The sequence below is a fragment of the Bradyrhizobium sp. 22 genome (assembly GCF_000482425.1).
Lineage (GTDB): Bacteria > Pseudomonadota > Alphaproteobacteria > Rhizobiales > Xanthobacteraceae > Bradyrhizobium > Bradyrhizobium japonicum_B.
Genome location: NZ_KI519400.1, coordinates 1,580,775 through 1,604,126, shown reverse-complemented (window position 1 = coordinate 1,604,126; position 23,352 = coordinate 1,580,775). Strand labels below are relative to the sequence as shown.

The following is a 23,352-nucleotide window of genomic DNA, read 5'->3' as shown; positions in this document are numbered from 1 at the left end:
GATGAGCGCGATCGAACGCCTGATCCGGCCGCGCAGCATCGCAATCATCGGTGCATCCGCGGATCCGACGAAGACGTCGGGCCGACCGGTGTCCTATCTCCAGAAGCACGGCTTTGCGGGTGAGATCTATCCCGTCAATCCGAAGGTCGGCGAGATCGGCGGTCTCAAATGCTACGCGGACGTCGCCTCGCTGCCTGATGTGCCAGACGTCGGCCTTGTCCTCGTCGGCGCCGAGCGCGCGCATATCGCGGTGCGCGAATTGTCCGAGCGGGGGGCTGCCGCGGCAATCGTTCTTGCCAGCGGCTTCACCGAAACAGGGGCGGAGGGTGCCGCGCGCCAGCATCAGCTCATGCAGGCCGCGGGGTCCATGCGGATCCTCGGGCCGAATACGATCGGCCTCGTCAATCTCACCGACAATATCGTGCTGTCGGCGTCGGGCGCGCTGGCGATGGATCACTTCCCGGCGGGGGCCATCGGGCTGATCTCGCAGAGCGGGGGGATTCTGGGTGCCGTGTTGTCGCGCGCCGCCGCACGCGGAATTGGGTTGTCCAAGCTGGTGGCGACCAGCAACGAGGCCGATCTCGAGCTCGCCGATTTCATCGACGTCCTCGCTGAAGACGATGCGACCAGAGTCATTGCACTCTACATCGAGGCGATCCGCAATCCGCTTCGCTTTCGGGAGGCGGTCCTGAGGGCGCGCCGCGCCGGGAAGCCCGTCGTCGCCTTCAAGATCGGGCGATCGGAGGCGGGCGCGCAAGCGGCCGTCTCGCACACCGGCGCGCTGGCCGGCTCCGACCGCATGTACGACGCCTTGTTCCGGCAGCTCGGCGTGATCCGTGCCAGGACGTTCGAAGATCTGCTCGACATTCCCGCCGTCCTTGCCGCGGGACGGAAACTCTCCGGCCGGCGTATCGCGATCCTGACCTCGACCGGCGGCGCCGGCACGATCGTGTCCGACAGTCTCGGCGTCGCCGGCTTTACGACACCTGCACCGGATGCGGAGACGGCGGCGCAATTGCGAGCCTTGCAGTCGGGCTCGCACGCCAATCTCGATCGCAATCCGATCGACGTGACCCTGGCGGGCCTGCAGCCGGAGCTGCTGCGCGGCGCCATCCGCATCCTGCTCGCAAGTCCGTCCTATGACGCGCTGGTGGTCATTGCCGGCTCGTCGGCCGTGGGATCGCCGGCCCTGCTGGCCGACGCCATCCGTGACTGCCTGCCGCTCAGCGACAAGCCGGTCATTGCCTATGTCAGTCCCTATGCGCCCGAGGTCGTCTCCGTCCTCACGCGGCGCGGTGTCCCAGCCTATACCTCCGCCGAGAGTTGCACCGCTGCGCTGGATGGGCTGTTGCGGGCCGCAAGGCCGGAGCAGGTCCAGACAGCCACCTCGTCCCTGACCATCGTTGATGGCGGCGTTTTCCCGGCTGGATCGCTCGATGAAGCACAGGCCAAGGCGCTGTTCGCCCGCTTCGGGATTCCCGTCGTAGCGGAGAAAGTGGTCGCAACCGCGCGCGAAGCGGAACAGGCGGCGCGCAGCCTCGGTGACCGGGTCGTGCTCAAGATCCTCTCGCGCGAGATCGTGCACAAGAGCGATGTCGGCGGCGTCGCGGTCAATTTGACCGCTGACGCGATCGGCGGTCGCCTGACGGCGATGGCCGATGAGGTCGAGGCCAGGACCGGAGCGCGGCCCGATCAATTCCTGGTTCAGGAGATGATTTCAGGCGGCGTCGAAATCATTCTCGGAATGCATCGCGATTCCCTGGGAACCGCGATCCTGCTCGGCATGGGCGGCGTCGCGGCCGAATTGTTCAAGGACACCACGATGCGTCTGCTGCCGCCGAACGGCGGCCTCGATCTCTCCGAGGCGCGGGCGATGGCGCGCGATCTCGTTACCTGGCCCTTGCTGGACGGCTTTCGCGGCCGGCCGGCATGCGATGTCGAAGCGCTCGCAGTCGCGGTCGTTGCGTTCTCGCGCATGGTTGCGCAGCTCGGTGACCGGCTTTCCGAGGCGGAAATCAATCCGGTGTTCGTGCTGCCGGCGGGTCAGGGCGTGAAGGCAGCGGACGGATTGGTTGTTCTCAATGTCTGAGCAAAAACGGAGGGATCTCCAGATGGCCATTGGCGATATCATCAAGCACGACGAAGCTGGTGGGAGGGCTCCTGCCGTGCGGCACTGGCGAGGTCTCGCCATTCTCGCCTGTGCGATCCTCGCCGGGCTCGGACTAACGCCGGCGCGCGCGGACTATCCCGACAAGATCGTCAAGATCGTGGTGCCCTTTGCAGCCGGCGGCGGCACCGACATCATCGCGCGAACCACAGCGCAGGAGATCCAGGGGGATCTCGGCAAGTCTGTCATCATCGAGAACAAGCCGGGCGCCGGCACCATTATCGGAACCCAGACGGTGGCGAGCAGCGAGCCTGACGGCTACTCGCTGCTGATGGCGACTTTCGCCCACGCGGTCAATCCGAGTCTCTACAACAAGCTGCCGTTCGATCCGCACAAGGATTTCGCAGCGATCTCCTTGATCGCGCGCTCCTTCAACATCGTCGTGGTCAACCCGGCATCCAAGATCAACTCGATCTCGGAATTGATCACGGAGGCCAAGGCCAATCCGGGCAAGCTCAATTTCGGAACCTTCGGCACCGGCACCTCGGCGCATCTCGCCGGCGAGCTGTTCAATGCGATGGCGAAGGTCAAGATGACGGCGGTGCCCTACAAGGGCGCGGCGCCGGCGATCAGCGACCTCCTGGGTGGGCAGATCGACGTGATGTTCACCACGGTGGCAAGTGCGGCCTCGCTGGTGGCTGCAGGTCAACTCCGGGCGCTGGCCGTCACATCCGCCGAGCGGTCAGCGGCGTTTCCGCAATTGCCCACCGTCGCCGAGGCCGGGGTGCCCGGCTACGCTGCCGAATCCTGGTACGGATTGTATGCGCCGGCCAGGACGCCTACTCCGGTGATAGCGCGTCTCAATCAAGCCATCGCAAAGGCGGTTCAGTCCGGTGCCTTCAAGAAGCTGGAGGCGAACGAAGGCCTCATCATGGTCGGCAGCGCCCCGGAACAGCTCGATCGCTATGTCGCCCAGGAGGAGGAACGCTGGCGCAGGCTGATCAAGGACGCGAACGTCGAGGTGCAATAGACGGCGGGCTGCTTGTTTCGCCTTGTAATGGATTGCAAGCCCTTGCCGAATGTCGGCAGCCTCTCTCAGAGCGAGGAGGCTGCCGTAGGCTCATGCGCGCGTCACGGGCAGGGGTGACGCAGACCGTCGTAACCCAGATAAGTTCCTGAGCCGGGATCGTAGGAGCGATAGCGCTGCGCACAGTATGACGTGGCGTTGGCTTGAGCCTGGCTGCTGGCGATTGCGCCGCCGATGATTGCACCGGCCGCGAGGCCGCCAAGCACGGCTGCGCCGCCGCCGTAGTGGCGGCGATGATGCCCGTAATAGCCATGCCCATGTCCGTGCCAATGCCGGTACTGCACCTGCTGCACGCCTGAGTCAGCACCGGGATTTGCGATCGGCAAAGGCGCCGCCAGCCCCGGTGATGCCGCCGTCGAGAGCATCGCTCCAGCGGCCGCAAGGACGAGGAAAGTCTTACGCATTGTCATGTCGGACTCCATGTTGTCGAGGATGCCGGAGCAACGGCCGCATGCCCGCTCCGTTCCTCTCATGCCGGGCGAGCGTCAGAGCGTCGCAGAAGATGAACTGTTGGTAAGAATGCATGCGATGCAGTTAGCTGTCCTCGCCGTTCCGCCGGCGGAAGGGATCGGCGACATCATCGTGACCGCTCCGGCTGCTGAAGAACATCAGCGCCATCAGCCCGCAGCCGATCAGCAGTGAGAAGAAAGCTCCGAGGCCAAGCGCGATCCAACCGTGTTTGCCCATCTCGACGCCGCTGCTGGATTCCCAGACCGAAAATCCCCAGACGCCCGTGAGGATCAGCATGGCTCCGAGCGTAACCAACAGGGCAATCTGACCGGCACTGATATTCTTCATGGCTGTTTCCGTTCCCGTGCCTGACGAGAGTCAATTGCAGGGGGCGACGAGGTGTTCCGTGACGATGCCGACTTCCTCGCCACTCCCGTGAGTTCGCCTGCCGGGACATGGTACCGAGGCTCGGAAGCGGCTTCGTTGTGCTGCAGCAACTTCGAGGAGCAACTTCCAGATCGTCGGTCAGATCCGTGCGGCAGGTTCCCCTCGCAAAGGGGCGCATCCGGAGCGGCGCGCCCGCTATTGCGAGTGAGTCATGCTCGGTCGGGTCTGTCGATCATCTCTGATTCGGAGACAGCCAGAACGGTCAGTGCTCTGACGCGCTTGTCTGGCGTCTCGAACGCGATGCGTTGTCCCACCGAGAGCCCGATCAAGGCCGCCCCGACGGGAGTTAGGATCGAGATCCGGCTGAGCGCGATGTTGGCCTCGTGCGGATAGACCAGCACGATCTCGCGGCTCGCACCCTTGTCATCGCGATACGTCACTTTGGAGCCCATCCTGACCACGCCGCGCAAGTCGTTATCTTCCGCGACTGTCGCGCGGTCCAGCTCCCGAGCCAGAAACTGGGCGACATCGGGAAACAGATCCATGGTCGAATTCGCCAGCGAGCTCAAACGCCGCGAATCGTCCTCTGCGATCCTGATCGGCGGCAACGCGGGCTGGTCTCGCCGAATCTCGGCTTCGAAATTGTGCATTTGATGTCTCCTAGGCTGCAGTGGGTCCGGGATCGTCGTCGATTGGCCTGCTACGCCGGCTCGCCGGAAACAGCTTGACCACGTTCGGGTTTGATCGCGTGACGCTCTGAACCCTGACGACGTTCAGGCATCCCCCGACGAGGTAGGGCATGTGATCGCCGACCTGCAGGCCGATCAAAGCGGCTCCCAGAGGTGACAGGATCGAGATGCGGGCGGGATCCGACCAGCACTCCTCGGGCCAGACCAATTGCACGGTGCGGCGTGAAACGCCCCAATTGGTGCAAAAAGTGACCCATGATCCGACAGTCACGCGGGAATCGAGATCGTTCATCTCGTCCGGCACGATGTCGGCGCGGTTGATCTCGCCCAGAAGGAAGATCCCGTCCAGATCACCTCGTTCGGCGGCGCGGCGGGCAAGCTGTTCGAGACGAGGATAGTCCGATGCGGTGAGCGCGATTTTTGGAAGAGGCAGCACGGCACACTCCTTCTGCTTCAATACGACCTCGGAGGGAGAGGTCACGAAAGCTGGAAAAGAGCCCGGACGGCGCAAGCACCGTCCGGCTAACCGCCTGCTTGGAGGCGCCCGGCGTGAAGACCGAAGCGCGCGGTGCGCGCGTCTATGTCGACGACATATGCCATGACATGCCAGATATAATCACTCATTCCGCCGGAGACATTGCGGCGAAACCGCACAGCCGCGAGCGATCGGATCTCGTCACCAAGCGGCAATGTGGCGGCGATGTGAGCTTCAGATTCCGTAGCGCAGTCTTTTTTACCGTAGCCCTTGTTGGTCGATCAGGATGCGGTGGATCTCGATGCGCTGCGGCAGCTCGATCAGGAACTCCGCGTCGCGCGCGAGATGATGGACCTTGCTGGGCTCGCCCTTGGTGAAAGCCGTCATGGCTGCGATGTCAGCCCAATAGGAAATGGTCGTGAACCAGGTCTCCTCGTCGCGGTCCTCGCGCAATTGCTGCACGCCGAGCGCGGTCTCGAGCAGCGGCGGTATGCCCTCGGCCTGCAGGTAGGCCTGGTAGGCGTCGGCGAGATCGCCGCGGGTACGGCCGCGCCAGATGCGGGCGATGGTCGGCTTGGTCGGCATGACGGGCTCCCTTGCAGCGAACGCCGCGCCCCGCATTCTGTTCCACGCGGCTTCGTGTCGCCGCCGGCGGCAGAAACCGATGCCGGACGCCGGCGGCGCGGCGCCGGAGTCCACGTCATTGATCTGAAGCAATGATGATCGCGTCGCCAGATGCTAAAGCGATTCGCAGTTGCGATCCGAGCCTTTCCGGCCAGTCGCGACAATCGCAACGCGCCTGGATCAGAGGACTCAATGGGACGACTCCTGAATATCGTGACGCCACTGCATACGGCGACCAAGCGCGACTACATGGCCCGCATGAACGACGACAAGATCGGCTGCTCGCTGAAGGCGCGGGAATACGAGGCCGACTATTGGGACGGCGACCGCCGCTTCGGCTACGGCGGATACCGCTTCATCGAGGGGCGCTGGGCGCCGGTCGCCAAGGCGCTGATCGAGACCTATGGTCTGAAGGACGGATCCAGCGTTCTCGACGTCGGCTGCGGCAAGGGCTTCCTGCTCTACGAGATGCAGAAGATCCTGCCGGGCTTGAAGGTCGTCGGCTTCGATATCTCCAAGCACGGTCTGGCCAATGCGCACGAGCAGGTGAAGCCCTACCTCTTCAACTATCGCGCCCAGGACATCTATCCCTATGGCGACGACAGTTTCGACCTCGTCATCTCGCTCGGCACCCTGCACAATCTGCGGCTCTACGAGCTCGAGGCGGCGCTCAAGGAGATCGAGCGGGTCGGCAAGAACAAATACGTCATGGTCGAGGGCTACCGGACGGTCGCCGAACTGCACAACCTCGAATGCTGGGCGCTGACGGCGGAGTCCATCCTGCACACCTCGGAATGGATCTGGCTGTACGGCAAGCTCGGTTACACCGGCGACTACGAATTCATCTATTTCGAGTGATCGGGCGCTCCTCATGGACATCAAGACCGCCAAGGCGGCCATCCTCGTCGAATCGGGCAAGCCGCTGATCGTCGACGAGTTCAGCTTGCCGGACAGGCTCGAACACGGCCAGGTGCTCGCGCACGTGCATACGTCCAGCATCTGCGGCGCGCAGATCAACGAGATCGACGCGGTCAAGGGCGTCGACAAGTTCCTGCCGCACCTGTTGGGGCACGAGGCACTGGCGACGATCGTCGAGACCGGACCGGGCGTGGTCTCCTGCAAGCAGGGCGACACCGTCGTCATGCATTGGCGGCCGGGCAAGGGCGTCCAGTCCAACACACCGGTCTATTCCTGGCGCGGCAAGCGCCTCAATGCCGGCTGGGTCACCACCTTCAACGAATATGCCGTGGTGTCGGAGAATCGCGTCACGCCGGTTCCTGATACGATCGACCGCACCAGCGCGCCGCTGCTCGGCTGCGCCGTGACGACCGCGCTCGGCGTCGTCAACAACGATGCCCAGATCGCCATCGGCGAAGCCGTGGTGGTGTTCGGCGTCGGCGGCGTCGGATTGAACATCGTGCAATTTGCCGCGATGGTCGGCGCCTATCCCGTCATTGCGATCGACCGCCTCGACAACAAGCTCGAAATGGCGAAGCAGTTCGGCGCCACCCACACCATCAACTCCGAGGCGGTCAAGGATGTCGCCGCCGAAATCCGGTCGATCACCGGCACTGAGGGACCCGACAAGGTGGTCGAGACCACCGGCGTCAAGAACCTGATCGAGCTCGCCTACGAGATCACAGCGAAGAAGGGCCGCTGCATCCTGGTCGGCGTGCCGCGCGAGAAGGCCGAGATCTACACGCTGCCGCTCCACTTCGAGAAGGTGCTGAAGGGCTCGGAAGGCGGGCAATGCCAGCCGGCGCGCGATATCCCGCGCCTCGTTCGCCTCAGCGACGCCGGCAAGGTGAACTACCGCGGCATCGTGACCCACCAGTTCGCACTCGACGACGTCAACGACGCGCTGGACCTGATGCGCAGCGGCACGTCGGGACGAATCCTGCTGAACATCAGCTGAACGCGGCGGCGGGGGCGCATGGCTTCAACGGCAGGCGTCTGAATCGATGCGCGCCCGGTCTTCACCTCTCCCATAGCGAGAGGTTGGATCGCTCCTTTACTCCCTCACCTGTAACGCATCCCGCAGGCTCGGAGGCCCTCCACTCGCGTTTGACAATCATTCGTCGGACGCGGCGGTCTCCACGCCGCTCGCTGGGAGCACCACGACCTTGGCTCCGGCGGGCACGCGGCGGTACAGGTCGATGACGTCCTGGTTCATCATGCGAATGCACCCGGACGACATCGCTTGGCCGATCGACCATGGCTCGTTGGTGCCGTGAATCCTGTACAGAGTGTCCTTGCCGTCCTTGAACAAGTAAAGAGCACGCGCGCCGAGCGGATTCTGCGCACCGCCCTCCATGCCTCGGGCCCACTTGACGTACCTCTCCGGCTCGCGGGCGATCATGTCCTTCGTGGGCGTCCAACGCGGCCATTCGCGCTTCATCGCGACATTGGCGGTGCCCGACCAGGCCATGCCGGCCCTGCCGACGCCTACGCCGTAGCGCAGGGCCTTGCCGCCTTCCTGCACCAGATAGAGGAAGCGGTTCTTCGGATCCACGACAACGGTCCCGGCCGGCTGTCCGGTCGGATCGTCGACGAGTTGACGCATGTAGCGGGCCTTCAGGTCGCCCGCGGGAACAGCCGCAATGGTGTAGGCGCCGTCTGAGATCGCGCCATATCTTGGCTCGGACGTCGGGGCATAAGCGGCGGCCGCCGCCTTGGGCATGATGCCCGAGTCGGAAACGCAGCCCGCCAGCGCCGCCGGCAGAAGCAGTGCCGCGGCACAGACGGCCCATTGCTTTCGAAGCGTCATGTTGATTCCCTCGGTACGGTCGGTCGGCGCGCGTGGGGTCAGTCTCGATCCACAGCTTAAGCCAGGCTTAAGAGCGGCTCCGTTGCTCACTTCTCTGCTGCGCGGGCGCGCGCGTCGGCGGCGACGCGTTTGAAACCTTCGTAGGTCAGGGCCTGCGTCACGCGGTACTGACCGACGATGTAGGCGGGCGTGCCCATCAGCCCGAGCGAGTCGGCTTGGGCCAGGTTGCGCCGCAGGAGCTTGGTGATGTCGTCGCCGTGGGCCTGCAGATCTGCATCCAGACGATCCATGTCGACCCCGGACTTCGCGATCGCTTCCCGCATCCGCTCGGCGGGTATCTTCGGCCCGGGAATTCCCATCATCGCGAGATGCGCGGCGTCGTAGCGGTTCTGATACTTCGCGGCCAGCGCCCACTGCGCACCCTTGATGGAATCCGGCGTGAGGATCGGCCAATCCTTGTAGACGAGGCGAATCTTGCCGTCGGTCTTCACCAGCCGCTCGAGTTCGGGCTCCGCCTGTTTGCAGAAGGGACAGTTGTAATCGAAGAAGACCACGATCGTCAGATCACCCTTCGGATTGCCCGCGGTCGGCGCGGCCGGATCGTAGAGAATAGCTTCGCGCGATATGTCCGCCTCGGTGGGAGCGTCGTCGGCGAGCGCGGGGCCGACCATGTAGCGGATGCCCGCGACGGCGATCATCTGGGCGAGCGTGCGTCTGGAGATATGCTGCAGCATGTTGTCTTCCTTGTTCCGGGAGTTGAGGTCAATCGGCCGAGGTGGCCGCCGTCAGTTTTCCGAGCAGGGCGTCGGCATCGACGGCACCGATGATCTTGACCGCGGGATCGATATTTCCATGCGTGCCGAACAGCAGGATCGTCGGCGGCCCGACGATGTCGAAGCGCTTCATAAGGGCTCGGCTCGCCTCGTTGACGACGGTTACGTCAGCACGAACCATTCTGAAATCTTGCAGCCGCGCACGTACTTCACGCGTGCGCAGGACGGCATCCATGGCCCTGCATTCGACACACCACTCGGCGGAGAAGTCGAGCAACAGGGGCTTTCCGTCCGTGCGGGCCGCGGCGAGTTCGTCGTGCAGCGCGGCGACCGATCGAATAGTTCGGACTGGTGCTTCGGATGCGGTCTCGCGAGGCACGAACCGATTGAGAATGCGGGTCGCGTCGAGGCTGTCGTCGCCTGCCGATCCGATCATGAGGACCGAACCGATCAGGAGCGCGATGCTCGCCAGGCCCACGGAAGCAAAGCGCCATCGGCCTTGCACCATCAGGAATTGGGTTCCGAAATAGACGGAGACGCCGGTCGCGAGCCCGCCCCAGAGTTGCAGCGTGGTCTGGTGCGACACAACGCGGGAGAAGATCGAGATCGCCACGGCCAGCAGGATGAACCCGAAGGCATGCCTGACGCGGACGAGCCAGCGACCTGGCTTCGGCAGGAAGCGTGGTCCAAGCGCTCCGAAGACCAGAAGCGGCATTCCCATGCCGACGCCGAACACGAAAAGGGCAGTCATGCCACGCACGACATCGCCGGTCCGCGCGACGTACAGCAGAGCGGTGGCAAGCGGAGGTGTCACGCAGGGGCCGGCGATCAGCGCCGATCCGAATCCGAGAACGGCGGCGGCGGCCAACGGCCCGCGACTTCCTTCGGAGGCCGCGCCCGATATCCGCTCGACGAAGGAGGCCGGCAGCTGGATCTCGAACAGGCCGAACATGGATAGCGAGAGGACGACGAGAACGGCGCTCATTGCGCCGAGCGCGATCGGCGTCTGCAGCAGGATCTGCAGGTTCTCTCCGGACCCGGACCAGGCCGCGAACGCGCCGAGTGCCGCATAGGCCGAGGCCGACGCGCCGACGAACGCTGCCGCGAGAATGAGACCGCGACCGAACGAAAGATGGTCCTGCGACCTCGCCATCAGGCCAAAGAAGATCGGCACCAGCGGGAAGGTGCAGGGTGAGAACGACAACAGAACGCCGAACCCAAAGAACGAGACCAACATGCCGCCGAGCGTCACCCAGGAGGAGATGTCCCGGTCAGGGTTTGGCGTGGCGTTCGTCGAAAGGCTATCGTCCGGGGCGCCCGCGACGTCCGGCGCGTCCACGAATTCTGACGAGGATCCGGATGAGGCCGCGCCGTTTTCGTTTCGATCCTTGATTGCCAGCGTCTGCAGGTCGATCGTCTTGGCGACGGGCGGATAGCAGATTTGGTATTGTTCCGCACAGCCCTGATAAGTCACTGCGATCTCGCGCAGCCCTCGCAGGTCGGCAGATGGGATCTGGGCTTTTGCGGAATTCCGATAGATCTCCTGCGGCCCGAAATCGGGATCGTCCTTCGGTTCTCCCTGGGGAGTTTGGATCGCGACAGGGGTTGCGGGGGGCATCGCGTTCTTGGCGACGATCATTGCGCGGTAGAGATAGCTGCCCGGCCCTATCGCCCAAGTGAGCCATAGCCCCGCGTCGTCGCGCGAAACCTTCAATTGGAAGGCCGTGTCGGCGGGAGGCGGCGCTCCCGCCCCCGCCTGCGCGAGCGGTAACATGAGAGCGAACAATAAGATCGATAGTCGCTGAAAGCCCGGCATGTTCGGCGGCGGCCCTGCGTTTTGTGAGCGGATGCCGCGGCTTGGATGAGCTACCTTAAGCCAGCCTTAAGGCTGGCGACCGAGAGGAACCTCGGAGGTACTGATGCGCATACTTGTGGTCGAAGACGATCCGATCCTGGCCGACGGTCTGCGGGCGGGTCTGTCATTGACGGGTGCGACGGTCGACACGGTCGAAACTTGCGAGGACGCCGACCACGCGCTTGCGGCGTCGCACTACTCCGCGGTCGTGCTCGACATCATGCTGCCGGATGGAAGCGGTCTGGATCTGCTGCGCAGGCTCCGGGGTCGGCGGGACGCAACGCCCGTCCTGCTCCTGACCGCGCGTGACAGCGTCGGCGACAAGGTTTCGGGACTGGATTCGGGGGCCGACGACTATCTGGCGAAACCATTCGATCTCGATGAACTGGCAGCGCGCCTGCGCGCCATTGTCCGCCGGGAAGGCGGTCGTGCGGCTCCGGCCATGACCCACGGCGCCATTGTGCTCTCGCCTGCTGATCTTTCCGTGACCGTCGCGGGTGAGCCGATCAACCTGTCGCGTCGCGAGTTCGCGATCCTGGCGGCGCTCATGGAGCGTCCGGAGCAGGTCCGTTCGCGCGCCGAACTTGAGGAGCGCCTCTACGGATGGCAAGAGGACGTCGAAAGCAACGCGGTCGAGGTTCACATCCATAATCTCCGCAACAAGATCGGCAAAGACGCGATCCAGACGCTGCGCGGCGTAGGCTATCGGATGGGGACGGGCCGATGAGGTCCCTGAGACTGAGATTGTTCGCGATGCTGCTCGCAGCGAGCGGGATCGTCTGGTTGGCGGCGGTCGTCTGGATCTACGTCGGCACCAGGGACGAAGTGGAGCATGTTCTCGACACGCGCCTGCAGGAGGCCGCGCGCATGGTGGCCTCTCTGGCATCCGGCTTCGATGCTCTCCCCGGGGCCTCGACATCCGCCGCGCTGCAGCCCCTCGGCAGTTACGAACGTCAACTGTCATGCCAGATCTGGTCTCTCGATGGCCGTATGGTCGCGAAATCGAGCGGCGCACCCGATCAGCAGCTCTCACCCGCCGCCTCAGGATTCTCGGACCGGATCATCGACGGCGAACCCTGGCGCGTGTTCTCGGTCGAGGACGCCGATCACAATCTGCGCGTGATGGTGGGGGACCGTGTTGGGCTGCGGGAGCGGCTGGTGACCGACCTGATCAAGGGGCTGATGTGGCCGGCGCTGCTGATCGCGCCGCTGCTCGGCGCTGCGATCTGGACGAGCGTGGGGCAGGGTCTTCGTCCCTTGCGGCAGATGGCCCAGGACCTCGGCGCGCGCGAGCCGGACGACATGCGGCACGTCGAAACCGAACGTGCTCCGACCGAGGTCAGGCCGCTCGCGGTCGCCCTGAACGGGCTTCTCAGTAGAGTGGAAGCCGCGCGTCGGCATGAACGCGAAGTGACCGCCTTCGCGGCGCACGAACTGCGCACGCCGCTGGCAGGCCTGAAGACGCAGGCCCAGGTGGCCTTGGCCGCCGACGACCCGAAGGTCGTGCGCGGGGCGCTCGAACAGATCGTGACAGCCGTCGACAGGAGCTCGCGCCTGGTGCGCCAACTGCTGACGATCGCAAGGCTGGACTCCGAAACGGTCGATGCACCCTTGGCGCCGGTCGCGGTCGGTCCGCTTCTCGAGGAGATCGTCGCCGCCACTCCCAGGCACGAACGGACGACGGTGACGATCGACGCCAGCGTCCGGGCCATGGTGCTGAATACGAACGCCGACTGCCTCCAGCTCGCGCTGCGGAACCTGCACGAAAACGCGATGCAGTACACGAGCGAGGGACGGGTCGTCTGGATGGCCCGGGGCAATGCAATCGCCATCGAGGACGAAGGGCCGGGGATCCCCGCCGACGAACTCGATCAAATCGGAAAGCGCTTCTTCCGGGGTAGGCTGAGGAGCCCGATCGGAAGTGGGCTGGGCCTTGCCATCGTCAAGCTCGCGCTCGCCAAGGTGGGAGCGAAACTCACCATATCGAACCGCGAAGGGCGCAGCGGCACTCGGTCGGAGCTGACGTTCGACGTCTGATCAGCGACCGGCGCCGCGGCATGAACCATCGTCTGGGGCCTACACGCAGGTCTGCGCGCCGCCCTTGAGTTTCACGGGGATGGTGAGATAGCGCACCCCGTTGGCTTCGGCCGGCGGGAATTTGCCGGCGCGGATGTTGACCTGAATGGAAGGTAGCAGCAGTTTCGGTGCCGACAGTTTTGTGTCGCGCGCCTGACGCATCGCCACGAATTCGTCTTCCGATACACCGTCTTTGACGTGGACGTTGTTCTCGCGCTGCTCGCGTACCGTGGTCTCCCACGCAAACGCATCACGGCCGGGCGCCTTGTAGTCGTGACACATGAACAGCCGTGTTTCCGGCGACAGCGCCAGCAGCCGCTTGATCGAACGGTAAAGCTTGTGAGCATCGCCGCCGGGGAAGTCGGCGCGCGCGGTGCCGTAGTCCGGCATGAACAGCGTGTCGCCGACGAACACGGCGTCCTCGATCTTGTAGGCGATGTCCGCCGGGGTGTGTCCCGGCGTATAGAGCACCTCGGCGTCGAGCTCGCCGATCTTGAAGCGCTCGCCGTCGCGGAACAGATGATCGAAGTCGCTGCCGTCGGTCTTTAGGTCGGTGGCGTTGAAGATCGGCCGGAAGATGCGTTGGACGTCCTTGATGTGCTCCCCGATGCCGATCTTCGCGCCGGTCTTCGCCTTGATGAACGGCGCGCCTGAGAGATGGTCGGCGTGCGCGTGCGTCTCCAGCACCCATTCGATGGTGTTGCCGGCATTTTCGGCGGCCTTCAGCATCGCCTCGACGGACCGCGTATCCGCCTCGCCCGAGCTGTGGTCGTAGTCGAGTACCGGGTCGATGACGGCGGCCTTTTTGGTTGCGGGATCGGCGACCAGGTAGCTCACCGTGTTGGTCGGCTCGTCGAAGAAAGATTGGATGATGGGTCGTGACATGTCTGGAACCTCCTGATGTCAGCGTCCGGTTGGGTCTTGACGGATATATTAGCAGATTCTAAATAAGCAATATCTAAAATAAGAGAGGCGGGCCGATGGCGTCCCCAACGTTTGATCCGGAAACCTTCGAGAAACAGGCCGTCGAGGTCGCCGGTATCTTGCGGGCGCTCGCCAATGAGCGCCGGTTGATGATTCTGTGCAGACTGGTTGAATTCGGCGAGGACAACGTCAGTTCCCTCGCTGAAGCCGTCGGCCTGTCGCAATCGGCCCTGTCTCAGCACCTTGCGAAAATGCGCGAGGAGGGGCTCGTCGCGTTCCGAAGGGAGAGCCAAACGCTCTGGTATCGCATCGCCGATCCGCGCATCGAGCAGCTCTTCGCCACACTCTATAGGCTGTTTTGCGCGCCTGTCAGAGCGAAACGCCGATAAGCCAACAGAAGGAGCCAGGAATGTCGCTACCCACGATCAATCCCGCACAAGCGCGCAATCTCGTCGAGAAGGGCGCCATCCTCATCGACATCCGTGAAGCGGATGAACACGCCCGCGAACGGATCGTGGGCGCTCGAAACTTGCCTCTGTCGAAGCTCGATCAGGCCGACCTTGCGGCGCATCAGGGCAAGCAGGTCATTTTCCACTGCAAGAGCGGCGCCCGTACCCAGATCAATGCGTCCCGCCTCGCGTCGAAACTGGACCGAAGCTGCGAAGCCTTCATCGTGGCAGGCGGGCTCGACGCATGGCGCAAGGCGGGGCTCCCGGTTGAAGGCGGGCGGCGTTGAGCCGCGGGCTCAACGCCACATGCAGCCTGGTGCCGGACCGATCGTCGCGGCGGCCGCCTCCCGTTGCATGGCCCGTCTTGCTGTGATCGCCCCGGCATTGCCGGACGACCACGTGCCGTAGCGGCATGATCGCAAGAGGAGATCACGATGCTATCCCTGACCCAAGGCGCGCTTGGCGTCGCCTCCGGCTCGCTGGTCGGCTTCTCGCTCGGGCTGGTCGGAGGCGGCGGCTCGGTTTTGGCCGTCCCGCTCCTGATCTATCTGGTCGGTGTGGCGGATCCTCATGTCGCGATCGGGACCAGCGCCATCGCGGTGGCGGCGAACGCTGCCGCCAGTCTGGCGAACCACGTCCGCGCCGGCAACGTGAAGTGGCGCTGCGCCTCGGTGTTCGCGCTCGCTGGCATAGCCGGCGCCTTTCTTGGCTCAACTCTCGGCAAAATCATCGACGGTCAGAATCTTCTCGCTCTGTTCGCCATCGTCATGATGGTCGTGGGCGCGCTGATGCTGAGGGGCCGTTCCGGCGAGGGGGAGCCGTCGGTGAGACTCAATCGGGAAAATCTTCCGAAGCTTGTGGGCTTGGGCCTCGCCACAGGCGCCTTGTCCGGCTTCTTCGGGATCGGCGGTGGCTTCCTGATCGTGCCCGCTCTGATTGCCGCCACCGGCATGCCGATCTTGTACGCGGTTGGCTCCTCGCTCCTGGCGGTCACCGCGTTCGGGCTGACAACTGCGGCGAACTACGCCCTGTCCGGCCTTGTGGATTGGTCTCTCGCGGGGCTGTTCATCGTCGGCGGCGTTGTTGGAGGGCTTCTCGGCGCGCGCTCCGCAACCTCCCTTGCTGGCCGCAAGGGTGCGTTGGACGCCGTATTTGCGGCGCTCATATTCGCAGTCGCTGTCTACATGCTGCTTCGTAGCCTGGGCTGGATTTGATCCATCGTTGGTGATTCTTCAGAGCCGCCTCGGCGCGGTGCGCGCCAAAATCGGCCTGCACCGCCGGCGGTTCCGGGCGCCGTCGCTGCCGGCATGGCCGAGCCGCGCCTCCTGACTGCTTCGCGCCGCCGGCCGTAACCGCCGGTTAACCATGGATATTTACGGTGTCGCAAGCCTCTGAGCTATGACAGTCAGTTGATTTCGAGTCCAACCCCATGGCGTTCGGTAGCCGCGCATCTCCGCGAAGCATCGCCCCGACGGAGCCAGCGGCTTCGTGGGAAGCGCCACGGGCTGCGCGCACGGGGCCCGACGGCGCCGCGCCGGCGCTGATCAAGGGATCGCTGACCGTCTCCGGAGCACTCTCTTTCCTGCGCGAGAACGGCCGACGCATCCTGACGCTGGCGCTGGCACTGTTCGTCCTCGGCGTCATCGTTCTCATGATCCTGCCGGTCCGCTATGCCGCGACGGCCCTGGTCGTGCTCGATCCCCGGGAACTGCGCATCACCACGGAGCAGGACGTCCTGCCGGGCATCGGCCAGGACGCCGCGGCGCTTCAGAGCCAGATCGAGATCGCCAAATCGGACGGCTTTCTCCGCCCGCTGATCGAGCAGCTCAAGATCGCCGACGACGACGACATCGCGGGCGGCCATACCGACATGACGCGCCTGCTCGAAAAATTCCGCAGCCGCCTCGAGATCACGCGCCGCGGGCTCACCTACGTCATTGCGATTTCCTTCACCTCGAACCGCCCGGAACGCGCCGCCGCCTACGCCAACGCCATCGCCGAGGCGTTCGTCGCCAGCCAAGGCCGCGTCCGCACCGCGGCCACGGACGAGGCCGCCGACTGGCTCAAGGACCGGCTGAAGACGCTGAACGAGCGCCTGCGCGCGTCGGAGGACGCCGTCGCCGCCTTCCGGCTCGAGCACAAGATCCTCAATGCCGGCAAGGATTCCACCACGCAGCAATTGCGGGTGACCGATCTCAATCAGCAGGTCTCCGCCGCGCGGCTTCGCACCGAGGAAGCCAAGGCGCGCTATGACCAGGTGCAACGCGATCTCAAGGCCAATGTCGAAGGGCCGGTGAAGCAGGACCTGCTGAGCATGCTGCGGGCGCAGCGCTCGGCCTTGAATGACCAGATCGCGCAGAAGAAGGCGGTGTTTGGCGACCGCCATCCCGATCTCGCGATCTCCTACAGCCAGCTCGCCGATATCAACCGGCAGATCGAGGTCGAGCGGAAGAAGAACATCGAGACGGCGAAGTCCGAATATGAAGCCCAGCTGGAGCAGCAGAAGGCGCTGGAAAAGCAGCTGAAAGAGGTCGAGACCAAGATGCTGGTCGACGGGCAGGCGCTGGTGAAGCTGCAGGAGCTGCAACGCGACGCCGATGCCAACCGGAACATCTACGAGCAGTTCCTGTCGCGGTTCAAGACCACCGACGAGCAGCGTCAGCTGCAGGCCTCGCAGACCAAGATCGCCTCGGAGGCCATTCCGCCGCTGCGCTCGACGCGCCCACCGCTCGCGCTGCTGCTGGCGGCGCTGGCGATCGGCTCGCTGCTGACGTCGACCGCTGCCGTCGCGGTGACGACCAGCATGTCCGATCAGTCCGCGCCGACCGAGGCCCCCGTGCAGGCGACCGTCGCGGAGACGCAGGCGCGGCAGATCCAATCCCGGCTCCAGCCGCAAGCCCCGCCGCAAGCCCAGCCTCCGGTCGCGGCCCGGCCGGACGCGATGCCGCGGCTTCCCGTCTGGGCCCGCATCCCCGATCTGTCGTCCACGACCACGACCAGCACCGTCTGGCAGAAGCCGATTGCGTCTCCGGGCGAGCTCGATCTCGGTCCCCATCTGCGGCCGCTGCTCGAGCGGATCGATCGCGTGCCGGTGCGCGGCTGCAAGGTCGCCCTGGTGTTGTCGGTCGGCAAGAGCGCCGGCGGCAACACCGTTGCGCGCTCGCTGAATCGGGCCGCCGTGACGCGCGGCATGATGAGCGTCCTGATCCGGTTGCAGGGGGAATTCGCAGGTCACCAGCCGCCGGTGACGGAATGGAATGATGGATCGACCACGGCGGGATTGCAGTCGATCGACGAACTTCTGAGCGCCGGCCGCAAGGCCGATGCGCGGCCTGAGGACGATATTCGTTCGGAGTTCGATCTGATCATCGTCCATGCCGGCAATCTCGCCTTGCAGCCCGATGCCATCGCGCTGGCGGCGCATGCGGACCTGATCGTCCTGGTGGCACGCGCCGGCGAGCTCGGTTCGGCGGCGATGCGCCGGGTGACCGCTGCGCTGTCGCGGTACGAGGCCGTGCCGACCGGGCTCGTCGTCAATCATGCGCCTGCCGGCTCGCAGGCGCCGCACCCCGAGGGCGGCGCATTGGGACTTGCGGTGTGACGATGGCAGGCTGGCGTGGTCGCCTGCTGGCCAGCGCGATGCTGCTGCTGTCGATCTGGTCCAGCGGACCGGTCTTCGCCGGCGATTGCGTGCCCGTGCCGCAGACGGTCGCGCCTAGCAGGCTCTCCGCATTGTCTCGCGGCTTCAATGCCGACGGCTGGATCAACGGTGCAGCCCCGAGCCCTGAATTGCTGCAGCAGCTGCGCAGGGCGGGAATGAGTCATGTCCGGCTGCCGGTGCCGGCAGAGCGCGTGATGCCTGGTTTCGCCTCCAAGGACGAGCGCGAGGCGACGCTGCGCGTGCTCGACGAGGCACTGAAGCAGCTCATTGCGCTCGGCTACGCCATCTCCGTCGATCTTCATCCCGGCGAGCGCTTCAACCGCCTGCACAAGGAAGATCCGGACGCGGCGTTGCGTCAGATGCAGGAGGCCTGGAGCGGCCTTGCCGAGGTCATTCGATCCTATCCGGCCGATCGCGTCCTCGCCGAGCTGCTCAACGAGCCCGATATCGACGCCGACAGATGGCAGACCGAGGTCGAGGCGCTCGCCGCCTTCGTGCGCGAATTGCTTCCCGCCAATACCCTCGTCGTCGGTCCGGTCAACTGGCAGCGCGCGGACTCGCTGCCGCGATTCCGCCCGCTGCTCGACCCTGACGTCGTCTATGCCATTCACTTCTATGATCCGATGGTGTTCACCCATCAGGCCCATTGGGACGCGCAGGATCCGCTGCACGACATCATCGATCTGCCTTATCCGATCAATCCCGGCGATCCCAAGGTTCAGGCCCTGCGCAAGGATCTTGAGCTGAGGGGCGCGACCAAGGCGCTGGGCATGCTCGACGTCGCGATCGCCGCCGCCAGGGACAAGCCGACGGCCGACCGCTGGCTTGCGCCCGCGCTGCAATGGCAGCGGCAATTCGCACGGCCGATCATCGTCAACGAATTCGGCGTGCTGAAGGCCGGCGCGCCCAGAGCGAGCCGGTTGCGCTGGCTGGCCGAGGTCACCGCCTATGCCCGCGATCATTGCTGGGGCTGGGCGCATTGGGAGCTGGCGCAGGGCTTCGGCCTCGTCGACCGCAACACCGGCAGGCCCGATCCCGACGTGATGCGGGCCTTGCTCGGCGCGCCCCGGGCCGGCCGCCGCTGACGGCGCGGGTCCGCTATCGTTAACGCATCCTTACACATCGCCCCGCTATCGTGCCGGCCGCGCGATGCCAAGGGACGATCCAAGGAACGATCGATGAGCGCCGGGGATTCACCGCAGGCCGAGACGGCGCAGGCCGGCCCATCGCCGCCGGCCTGGCGCGAGCTGGTCCTGATCTTCGGGCTGGCCACGGCAACGATCGGCTCCGCTCCGATCCTGCACCTTGCCAGTCCGATCCTCGGCATCGCCGTCGAGGTCCTCGTCGGCATCGCCATCGTCGTGGCGGTCCCGACCTACGCGCCGGCCATCGCGATCTTCGTCCTGTTCTTCCAGAACCTGTTCGTCTCGATCCTGTCGCCGCTGGTGCCGCTGCCGTCGGACCTCGACTTCATCAAAGGCTACAATTTCCTCGTCTGCTCCGTGATGTGGCTGGCGACGTTCGGCCTCTACGTGCTGGGCCAGAGGAATCAATCGGCCGAGGTGAACCGCATCATGCGCTGGGGTGTCGTCACCCTCGCTGTGGTGTCGCTGTATTTCGCGATCGGCTTCATCCAGGACGGACAGCCGGCGGCGGTCTATCTGCGCAACATCGTGTTGCCGCTGTTCCTATTCCAGCTGTCGCTGCTGACGGCGGCGACCTATGAGGTGCGCATCACGCCGTTCCTGGTGACGCTCGCGGTCATCCTCATGTTGTGCGGCTATGTCGAGCTCGTCTTCCGCGATGTCTGGCTGGCCATCACCAACGGTTACACGTTCTGGGGCTTCGACGAGCTCAAGGCGACCCATTCGGGCGTCTGGGAAGCCCAGATGCGCCAGACCGGAAACGTGCCGGTCACTCTCCAGGATCGCTTCAGTTTCGACTTCCTGAACACGCCCCTGCTCGAAGGGTTCGGCCTGTCGAAGATGCTGCGCATCAACGGTCCGAACATGCACCCGATCAGCTTCGCCTACGGAGTCGGTTTCTGCGCCCTGTTCCTGTTCTCGGTGGGACGGCCGCTGCTGGCGCTCGCGGCGTTGCCGCTGCTGGTCTTTTGCAGCGTGAAGGGTGCGCTCATCGTGGTGATCTTCGTGGTCGCGGCGTGGATCGCGACCCGGCTGCTCGGCGCCGTGCTGACGTTGCTGCTCGGCTTCCTCGGCCTGATCGCCTTTGCGGTTCTGGCGATCCGCGTCGGCCTGCAGATCGGCGATTATCACGTCATTGGGCTGATGGGCGGATTGGATGGATTCGTGCAGAGACCCTTCGGCCGCGGTCTCGGCATCGGCGGCAATTTGTCGGACAGCTATTTCTCCATCGACTGGAGTGCCGCGCAGGCGGCCGGAACGATCGACGGCGCGGTCGAGAGCGCCATTGGCGTTCTGTTGTACCAGATGGGCATTGGCGCCCTCGCGCTGCTGGCCTTCTATTTCGCGATGGGGCTGAAGGCCTGGCGCCTCTATGCCTCGTCGGGCTATCTAACCCAGGGCCTCGCCGGCTTCGGCGTCATGGTCGTGCTGCTCAACGGATTGTTCCAGGAGGAGGCCTTGTTCGCGCCGCTCGCGCTGGGGCTGATGCTCTCGCTCACCGGCCTCGTCATCGGCAGCCATGTGAGGATGCAGGCGGTCGCCAGCGAGGAGGCGGAAATCGAGCCTCTCCCGCAGTACCAGCCCGCAGCGTAGCTCGGCCTCGGGCTCGCGGTCTCGCGCGCCGCCCTGACGCTATGACGCAGGAACTTCCATTTTTTCCCGGCGTTGAGCCGCGGTCCGCATCATGCGGTCGGCGCGCGCGATGAAGAACTTTTCCAACGCTGCATTTTCCCCCGAGGTTATCGAGATCATGACGCGCGCCCTGGAGGCTGCGGTCGCGAGCCTGCCGGAGCCGGTCCACGCCTCGCACGTCAATGCGCTCGCCGAATCCATCCTGCGCACGGCGGGCGCGGGCGAGCGCGATCTCGCCGACCTGCAACGGATTGCCTTGATGGAGCTGCAACTGATGCCCCGCAATTGAAGAGGCGGATATGAAAACGACGCTCGCTGCCACCCTCGCGCTGCTTGCCACGCTGTCTGCCGCCCGCGCGGAGAGCTGGACGACCTATCGGATCGCCGAATCCGGAACGTCGATCGACATTCCCACGTCGTTGTTCACGGAGATGGCCGGCAAGCCCGACGGCTACGGCCAGCGGTTTCGCACGAGCGACGGCAGGGCCGATTTCACGATACAAGCCGTCTCGAACCGGCAGGGTCTTTCGCCGGCGCAATTTCTGGCGGAGAAGAATCCGCCCTCCGGAATCATCTATAAACGGATCACGCCGAGATTCTTCGTGGTCTCCAGCATCAAGCGCGACAAGATCTGGTACAACCGCTGCAATCTCTCGCGCGGCTACGTGCACTGCGTGCTGATCAATTATCCCGCGGCCGAGAAGCGGCGCTGGGACCGCATCGTCACGCGGATCAGCCACAGCCTGAGCGCCGACTGAACCGGATCCAGGAAACGGCCGCCCGAGCAAGCTCGGGCGGCTGGTGGTGAGGTCTAGCGCGAGGTCGTCGAGGTCGTCGACATGGTCGGCTTCGAGCCCGGCACGTGCGACATGGTCTTCGTGGTCGAGCCCACCTCCTGCCCGGCCTTGACCTTGGTCCGCGTATGCGAGCGGCTGAACGTGCCGCCCTCATGCGCCTGCGCGCGGGCGTTGGAATTCATCACCGGCCCGTTGCCCTTGTTCATGCTGACGCCGGTCTGCGTCTTGCCGTTCACCGCCGCTGCGCTGCCGCCGGCCGCGATCGACGAGCCGGTGCTGCCCGTCGCCGAGGTGGACGTGCCACCGGTGCCAACCGTCGAGGCCGAGGTGCCGCCCGCGGCGGCCGAGCCGGCGCTTCCGCCGGTGATACTTTTCTGCGCGAGCGCCGGTGACGCGGCGGCGAGCAGCACTGCGACCGCCGAGGTCGTAAGCAAAGTCCTCATGTTTCGATCCTTTCGATCAAGCTCAAGGTGACGAGGTCGAGATCGTGCAGCCGTTGACGGTGATGGTGCTGGCGCTGGTGCTGCCAGGACCGCCCGCCGTCGACGAGGAGCTCGAGACATGACCGCCGCCCGCCTGCACGTTCACGGACGATCCGCCGGCCGAGCTCGAGCTCGACAGCGAGCCGCTCGACGCCGTTGATCCCGTGGTGCCCGAACCCGACGAGCCGGCCGCGCTGATGCTGCCGTCTGCGTGCTTCACCACCGTGACCTTGCAGGTCTCGCCCGATGCCGTCTTGCCGGTCTTTTCCATAGTTTCTGCCGATGCGGCGCCACCCATCAGGGCCAGCGCCATGATCGCAACGATTGGCTTGTTCATTGCGGCTCCTCCTCAACATGGACAAAGGGAGCGGCACGTGGCCGCTCCCGGGATCGGACTAGTTCTTGTCCTTCTTCCACTCGTCCTTGTTGTGGCCCTTGCCTTTTTCCATGCCTTTGTCGCTGGCGTGGCCCGCGGACGAGCCGGCCGCGCCGACGGTCGAGCCGCTCTTGCCATCACCGGCGGACGAGCCACCAGTACCGACGGTCGATGCGGAGTTGGAGCCGCTGCCCGCGGCCGAGCCGCCGGTGCCGACGCTGGACGAGCTCTTGCCGCCGCCGGCCGATGAGCCACCGGTGCCGAGCGTCGAGGCGGAGCCGCTGCCCGAGCCGCTACCTGCCGCCGAGCCACCGGTGCCCACGCTCGAGCTGCTGGTGCCGCCGCCGGCCGACGAGCCGCCGGTGCCGAGCGTCGAGGCCGAGCCCGACCCGCTGCCGCCAGCGGACGATCCGCCGGTGCCGACCGTTGAGCTGCTGGTGCCGCCACTCGCCGACGAACCGCCGGTGCCGACCGTCGAGCTCGATTGTGCCACGGCGAGCGCCGTGCCGGCGAGCAGCGCGGCCGCAGCCGCGGAGAGTTTCAGGATCCTCATGTCAGTCTCCTCCAGGGTTTTCAAAAACAAATCGCCAAATCAG

26 protein-coding genes are annotated in these 23,352 nt (G+C 65.1%); 14 read left to right on the top strand and 12 right to left on the bottom strand.

The window, feature by feature from the left end:
- The first annotated feature begins 1 nt into the window (after window position 1).
- Together K410_RS0132965 and K410_RS0132960 are read left to right on the top strand one after the other, a co-directional pair.
- Window positions 2-2,089, top strand: a complete 2,088-nt coding sequence (locus tag K410_RS0132965; RefSeq protein WP_028138829.1) for an acetate--CoA ligase family protein — start codon at window positions 2-4, stop codon at window positions 2,087-2,089.
- 22 nt (window positions 2,090-2,111) lie between these two features.
- A complete protein-coding gene (locus tag K410_RS0132960; RefSeq protein WP_028138828.1) occupies window positions 2,112-3,137 on the top strand; it encodes a tripartite tricarboxylate transporter substrate binding protein in 1,026 nt (341 codons plus the stop codon).
- A 101-nt stretch (window positions 3,138-3,238) separates the two neighbouring features.
- On the opposite strand, the gene K410_RS0132955 is transcribed toward K410_RS0132960, so the two are convergent.
- The 5 genes from K410_RS0132955 to K410_RS0132935 form a co-directional block, all read right to left on the bottom strand.
- Window positions 3,239-3,604: a BA14K family protein gene (locus K410_RS0132955; protein WP_028138827.1), complete on the bottom strand. Its 366-nt coding sequence runs from the start codon at window positions 3,602-3,604 to the stop codon at window positions 3,239-3,241.
- A 124-nt stretch (window positions 3,605-3,728) separates the two neighbouring features.
- Window positions 3,729-3,992: a hypothetical protein gene (locus K410_RS0132950; protein WP_028138826.1), complete on the bottom strand. Its 264-nt coding sequence runs from the start codon at window positions 3,990-3,992 to the stop codon at window positions 3,729-3,731.
- A gap of 248 nt (window positions 3,993-4,240) precedes the next feature.
- Window positions 4,241-4,681, bottom strand: a complete 441-nt coding sequence (gene rnk, locus K410_RS0132945) for a nucleoside diphosphate kinase regulator (RefSeq protein ID WP_049820418.1) — start codon at window positions 4,679-4,681, stop codon at window positions 4,241-4,243.
- A 10-nt stretch (window positions 4,682-4,691) separates the two neighbouring features.
- The gene (locus K410_RS0132940; protein ID WP_245269576.1) at window positions 4,692-5,156 is read right to left on the bottom strand and encodes a GreA/GreB family elongation factor; all 465 of its coding nucleotides are present in this window, start codon (window positions 5,154-5,156) and stop codon (window positions 4,692-4,694) included.
- Between the two features lie 297 nt (window positions 5,157-5,453).
- Window positions 5,454-5,780, bottom strand: a complete 327-nt coding sequence (locus K410_RS0132935) for a hypothetical protein (protein WP_028138823.1) — start codon at window positions 5,778-5,780, stop codon at window positions 5,454-5,456.
- A 231-nt stretch (window positions 5,781-6,011) separates the two neighbouring features.
- Between K410_RS0132935 and K410_RS0132930 the strand changes: the two genes are divergently transcribed.
- Both K410_RS0132930 and K410_RS0132925 read left to right on the top strand, forming a co-directional pair.
- Entirely contained in the window at window positions 6,012-6,677 is a 666-nt protein-coding gene (locus K410_RS0132930; RefSeq protein ID WP_028138822.1) for a class I SAM-dependent methyltransferase, read from the top strand.
- 13 nt (window positions 6,678-6,690) lie between these two features.
- Window positions 6,691-7,734 carry a zinc-binding dehydrogenase gene (locus K410_RS0132925; protein ID WP_028138821.1) on the top strand — a complete coding sequence of 348 codons (1,044 nt, stop codon included), beginning with the start codon at window positions 6,691-6,693 and terminating at the stop codon, window positions 7,732-7,734.
- Between the two features lie 156 nt (window positions 7,735-7,890).
- Here the strand turns inward: K410_RS0132925 and K410_RS0132920 are convergent, their stop codons facing one another.
- From K410_RS0132920 to dsbD, 3 genes are all read right to left on the bottom strand, one after another.
- Window positions 7,891-8,586: a L,D-transpeptidase gene (locus tag K410_RS0132920; protein ID WP_028138820.1), complete on the bottom strand. Its 696-nt coding sequence runs from the start codon at window positions 8,584-8,586 to the stop codon at window positions 7,891-7,893.
- An 86-nt stretch (window positions 8,587-8,672) separates the two neighbouring features.
- Complete coding sequence (locus tag K410_RS0132915) at window positions 8,673-9,308, bottom strand: DsbA family protein (protein ID WP_028138819.1); 636 nt, start codon at window positions 9,306-9,308, stop codon at window positions 8,673-8,675.
- Window positions 9,309-9,348: 40 nt separating this feature from the next.
- Window positions 9,349-11,133 (bottom strand): protein-disulfide reductase DsbD, encoded by a 1,785-nt coding sequence (gene dsbD / locus K410_RS37600; protein WP_196236086.1) that lies wholly within the window; start codon window positions 11,131-11,133, stop codon window positions 9,349-9,351.
- A gap of 145 nt (window positions 11,134-11,278) precedes the next feature.
- Here dsbD and K410_RS0132905 point away from each other — a divergent pair, with 145 nt between their 5' ends.
- A complete protein-coding gene (locus K410_RS0132905; protein ID WP_028138818.1) occupies window positions 11,279-11,941 on the top strand; it encodes a response regulator in 663 nt (220 codons plus the stop codon).
- A 26-nt stretch (window positions 11,942-11,967) separates the two neighbouring features.
- A complete protein-coding gene (locus K410_RS0132900) occupies window positions 11,968-13,251 on the top strand; it encodes an ATP-binding protein (RefSeq protein WP_433994220.1) in 1,284 nt (427 codons plus the stop codon).
- Window positions 13,252-13,290: 39 nt separating this feature from the next.
- Here the strand turns inward: K410_RS0132900 and K410_RS37595 are convergent, their stop codons facing one another.
- Entirely contained in the window at window positions 13,291-14,175 is an 885-nt protein-coding gene (locus K410_RS37595) for an MBL fold metallo-hydrolase (RefSeq protein ID WP_049820416.1), read from the bottom strand.
- Between the two features lie 95 nt (window positions 14,176-14,270).
- Here K410_RS37595 and K410_RS0132890 point away from each other — a divergent pair, with 95 nt between their 5' ends.
- The 8 genes from K410_RS0132890 to K410_RS0132850 all read left to right on the top strand — a co-directional run bounded on the left by K410_RS0132890 (window position 14,271) and on the right by K410_RS0132850 (window position 21,859).
- Entirely contained in the window at window positions 14,271-14,603 is a 333-nt protein-coding gene (locus tag K410_RS0132890) for an ArsR/SmtB family transcription factor (protein ID WP_028138816.1), read from the top strand.
- 20 nt (window positions 14,604-14,623) lie between these two features.
- Window positions 14,624-14,950 (top strand): rhodanese-like domain-containing protein, encoded by a 327-nt coding sequence (locus K410_RS37590; protein ID WP_049820415.1) that lies wholly within the window; start codon window positions 14,624-14,626, stop codon window positions 14,948-14,950.
- A 147-nt stretch (window positions 14,951-15,097) separates the two neighbouring features.
- Entirely contained in the window at window positions 15,098-15,877 is a 780-nt protein-coding gene (locus K410_RS0132880) for a sulfite exporter TauE/SafE family protein (RefSeq protein WP_028138815.1), read from the top strand.
- A 215-nt stretch (window positions 15,878-16,092) separates the two neighbouring features.
- On the top strand, window positions 16,093-18,264 hold the full coding sequence (locus tag K410_RS0132870) for a GumC family protein (RefSeq protein WP_028138814.1): 2,172 nt from the start codon (window positions 16,093-16,095) through the stop codon (window positions 18,262-18,264).
- Between the two features lie 2 nt (window positions 18,265-18,266).
- A complete protein-coding gene (locus K410_RS0132865) occupies window positions 18,267-19,409 on the top strand; it encodes a glycoside hydrolase family 5 protein (RefSeq protein WP_028138813.1) in 1,143 nt (380 codons plus the stop codon).
- Between the two features lie 93 nt (window positions 19,410-19,502).
- Window positions 19,503-21,062: a hypothetical protein gene (locus K410_RS0132860; protein ID WP_028138812.1), complete on the top strand. Its 1,560-nt coding sequence runs from the start codon at window positions 19,503-19,505 to the stop codon at window positions 21,060-21,062.
- 109 nt (window positions 21,063-21,171) lie between these two features.
- The gene (locus tag K410_RS0132855) at window positions 21,172-21,390 is read left to right on the top strand and encodes a hypothetical protein (protein ID WP_028138811.1); all 219 of its coding nucleotides are present in this window, start codon (window positions 21,172-21,174) and stop codon (window positions 21,388-21,390) included.
- Window positions 21,391-21,400: 10 nt separating this feature from the next.
- A complete protein-coding gene (locus tag K410_RS0132850; RefSeq protein WP_028138810.1) occupies window positions 21,401-21,859 on the top strand; it encodes a hypothetical protein in 459 nt (152 codons plus the stop codon).
- A gap of 53 nt (window positions 21,860-21,912) precedes the next feature.
- On the opposite strand, the gene K410_RS0132845 is transcribed toward K410_RS0132850, so the two are convergent.
- Genes K410_RS0132845 through K410_RS0132835 form a run of 3 tightly spaced genes read right to left on the bottom strand, consistent with a single transcriptional unit; the run spans window position 21,913 to window position 23,309 of the window.
- Window positions 21,913-22,341 carry a hypothetical protein gene (locus tag K410_RS0132845; protein WP_028138809.1) on the bottom strand — a complete coding sequence of 143 codons (429 nt, stop codon included), beginning with the start codon at window positions 22,339-22,341 and terminating at the stop codon, window positions 21,913-21,915.
- Window positions 22,342-22,363: 22 nt separating this feature from the next.
- Window positions 22,364-22,717, bottom strand: a complete 354-nt coding sequence (locus K410_RS0132840; RefSeq protein ID WP_028138808.1) for a hypothetical protein — start codon at window positions 22,715-22,717, stop codon at window positions 22,364-22,366.
- A gap of 58 nt (window positions 22,718-22,775) precedes the next feature.
- Window positions 22,776-23,309: a hypothetical protein gene (locus K410_RS0132835; RefSeq protein WP_028138807.1), complete on the bottom strand. Its 534-nt coding sequence runs from the start codon at window positions 23,307-23,309 to the stop codon at window positions 22,776-22,778.
- Window positions 23,310-23,352 lie beyond the last annotated feature (43 nt).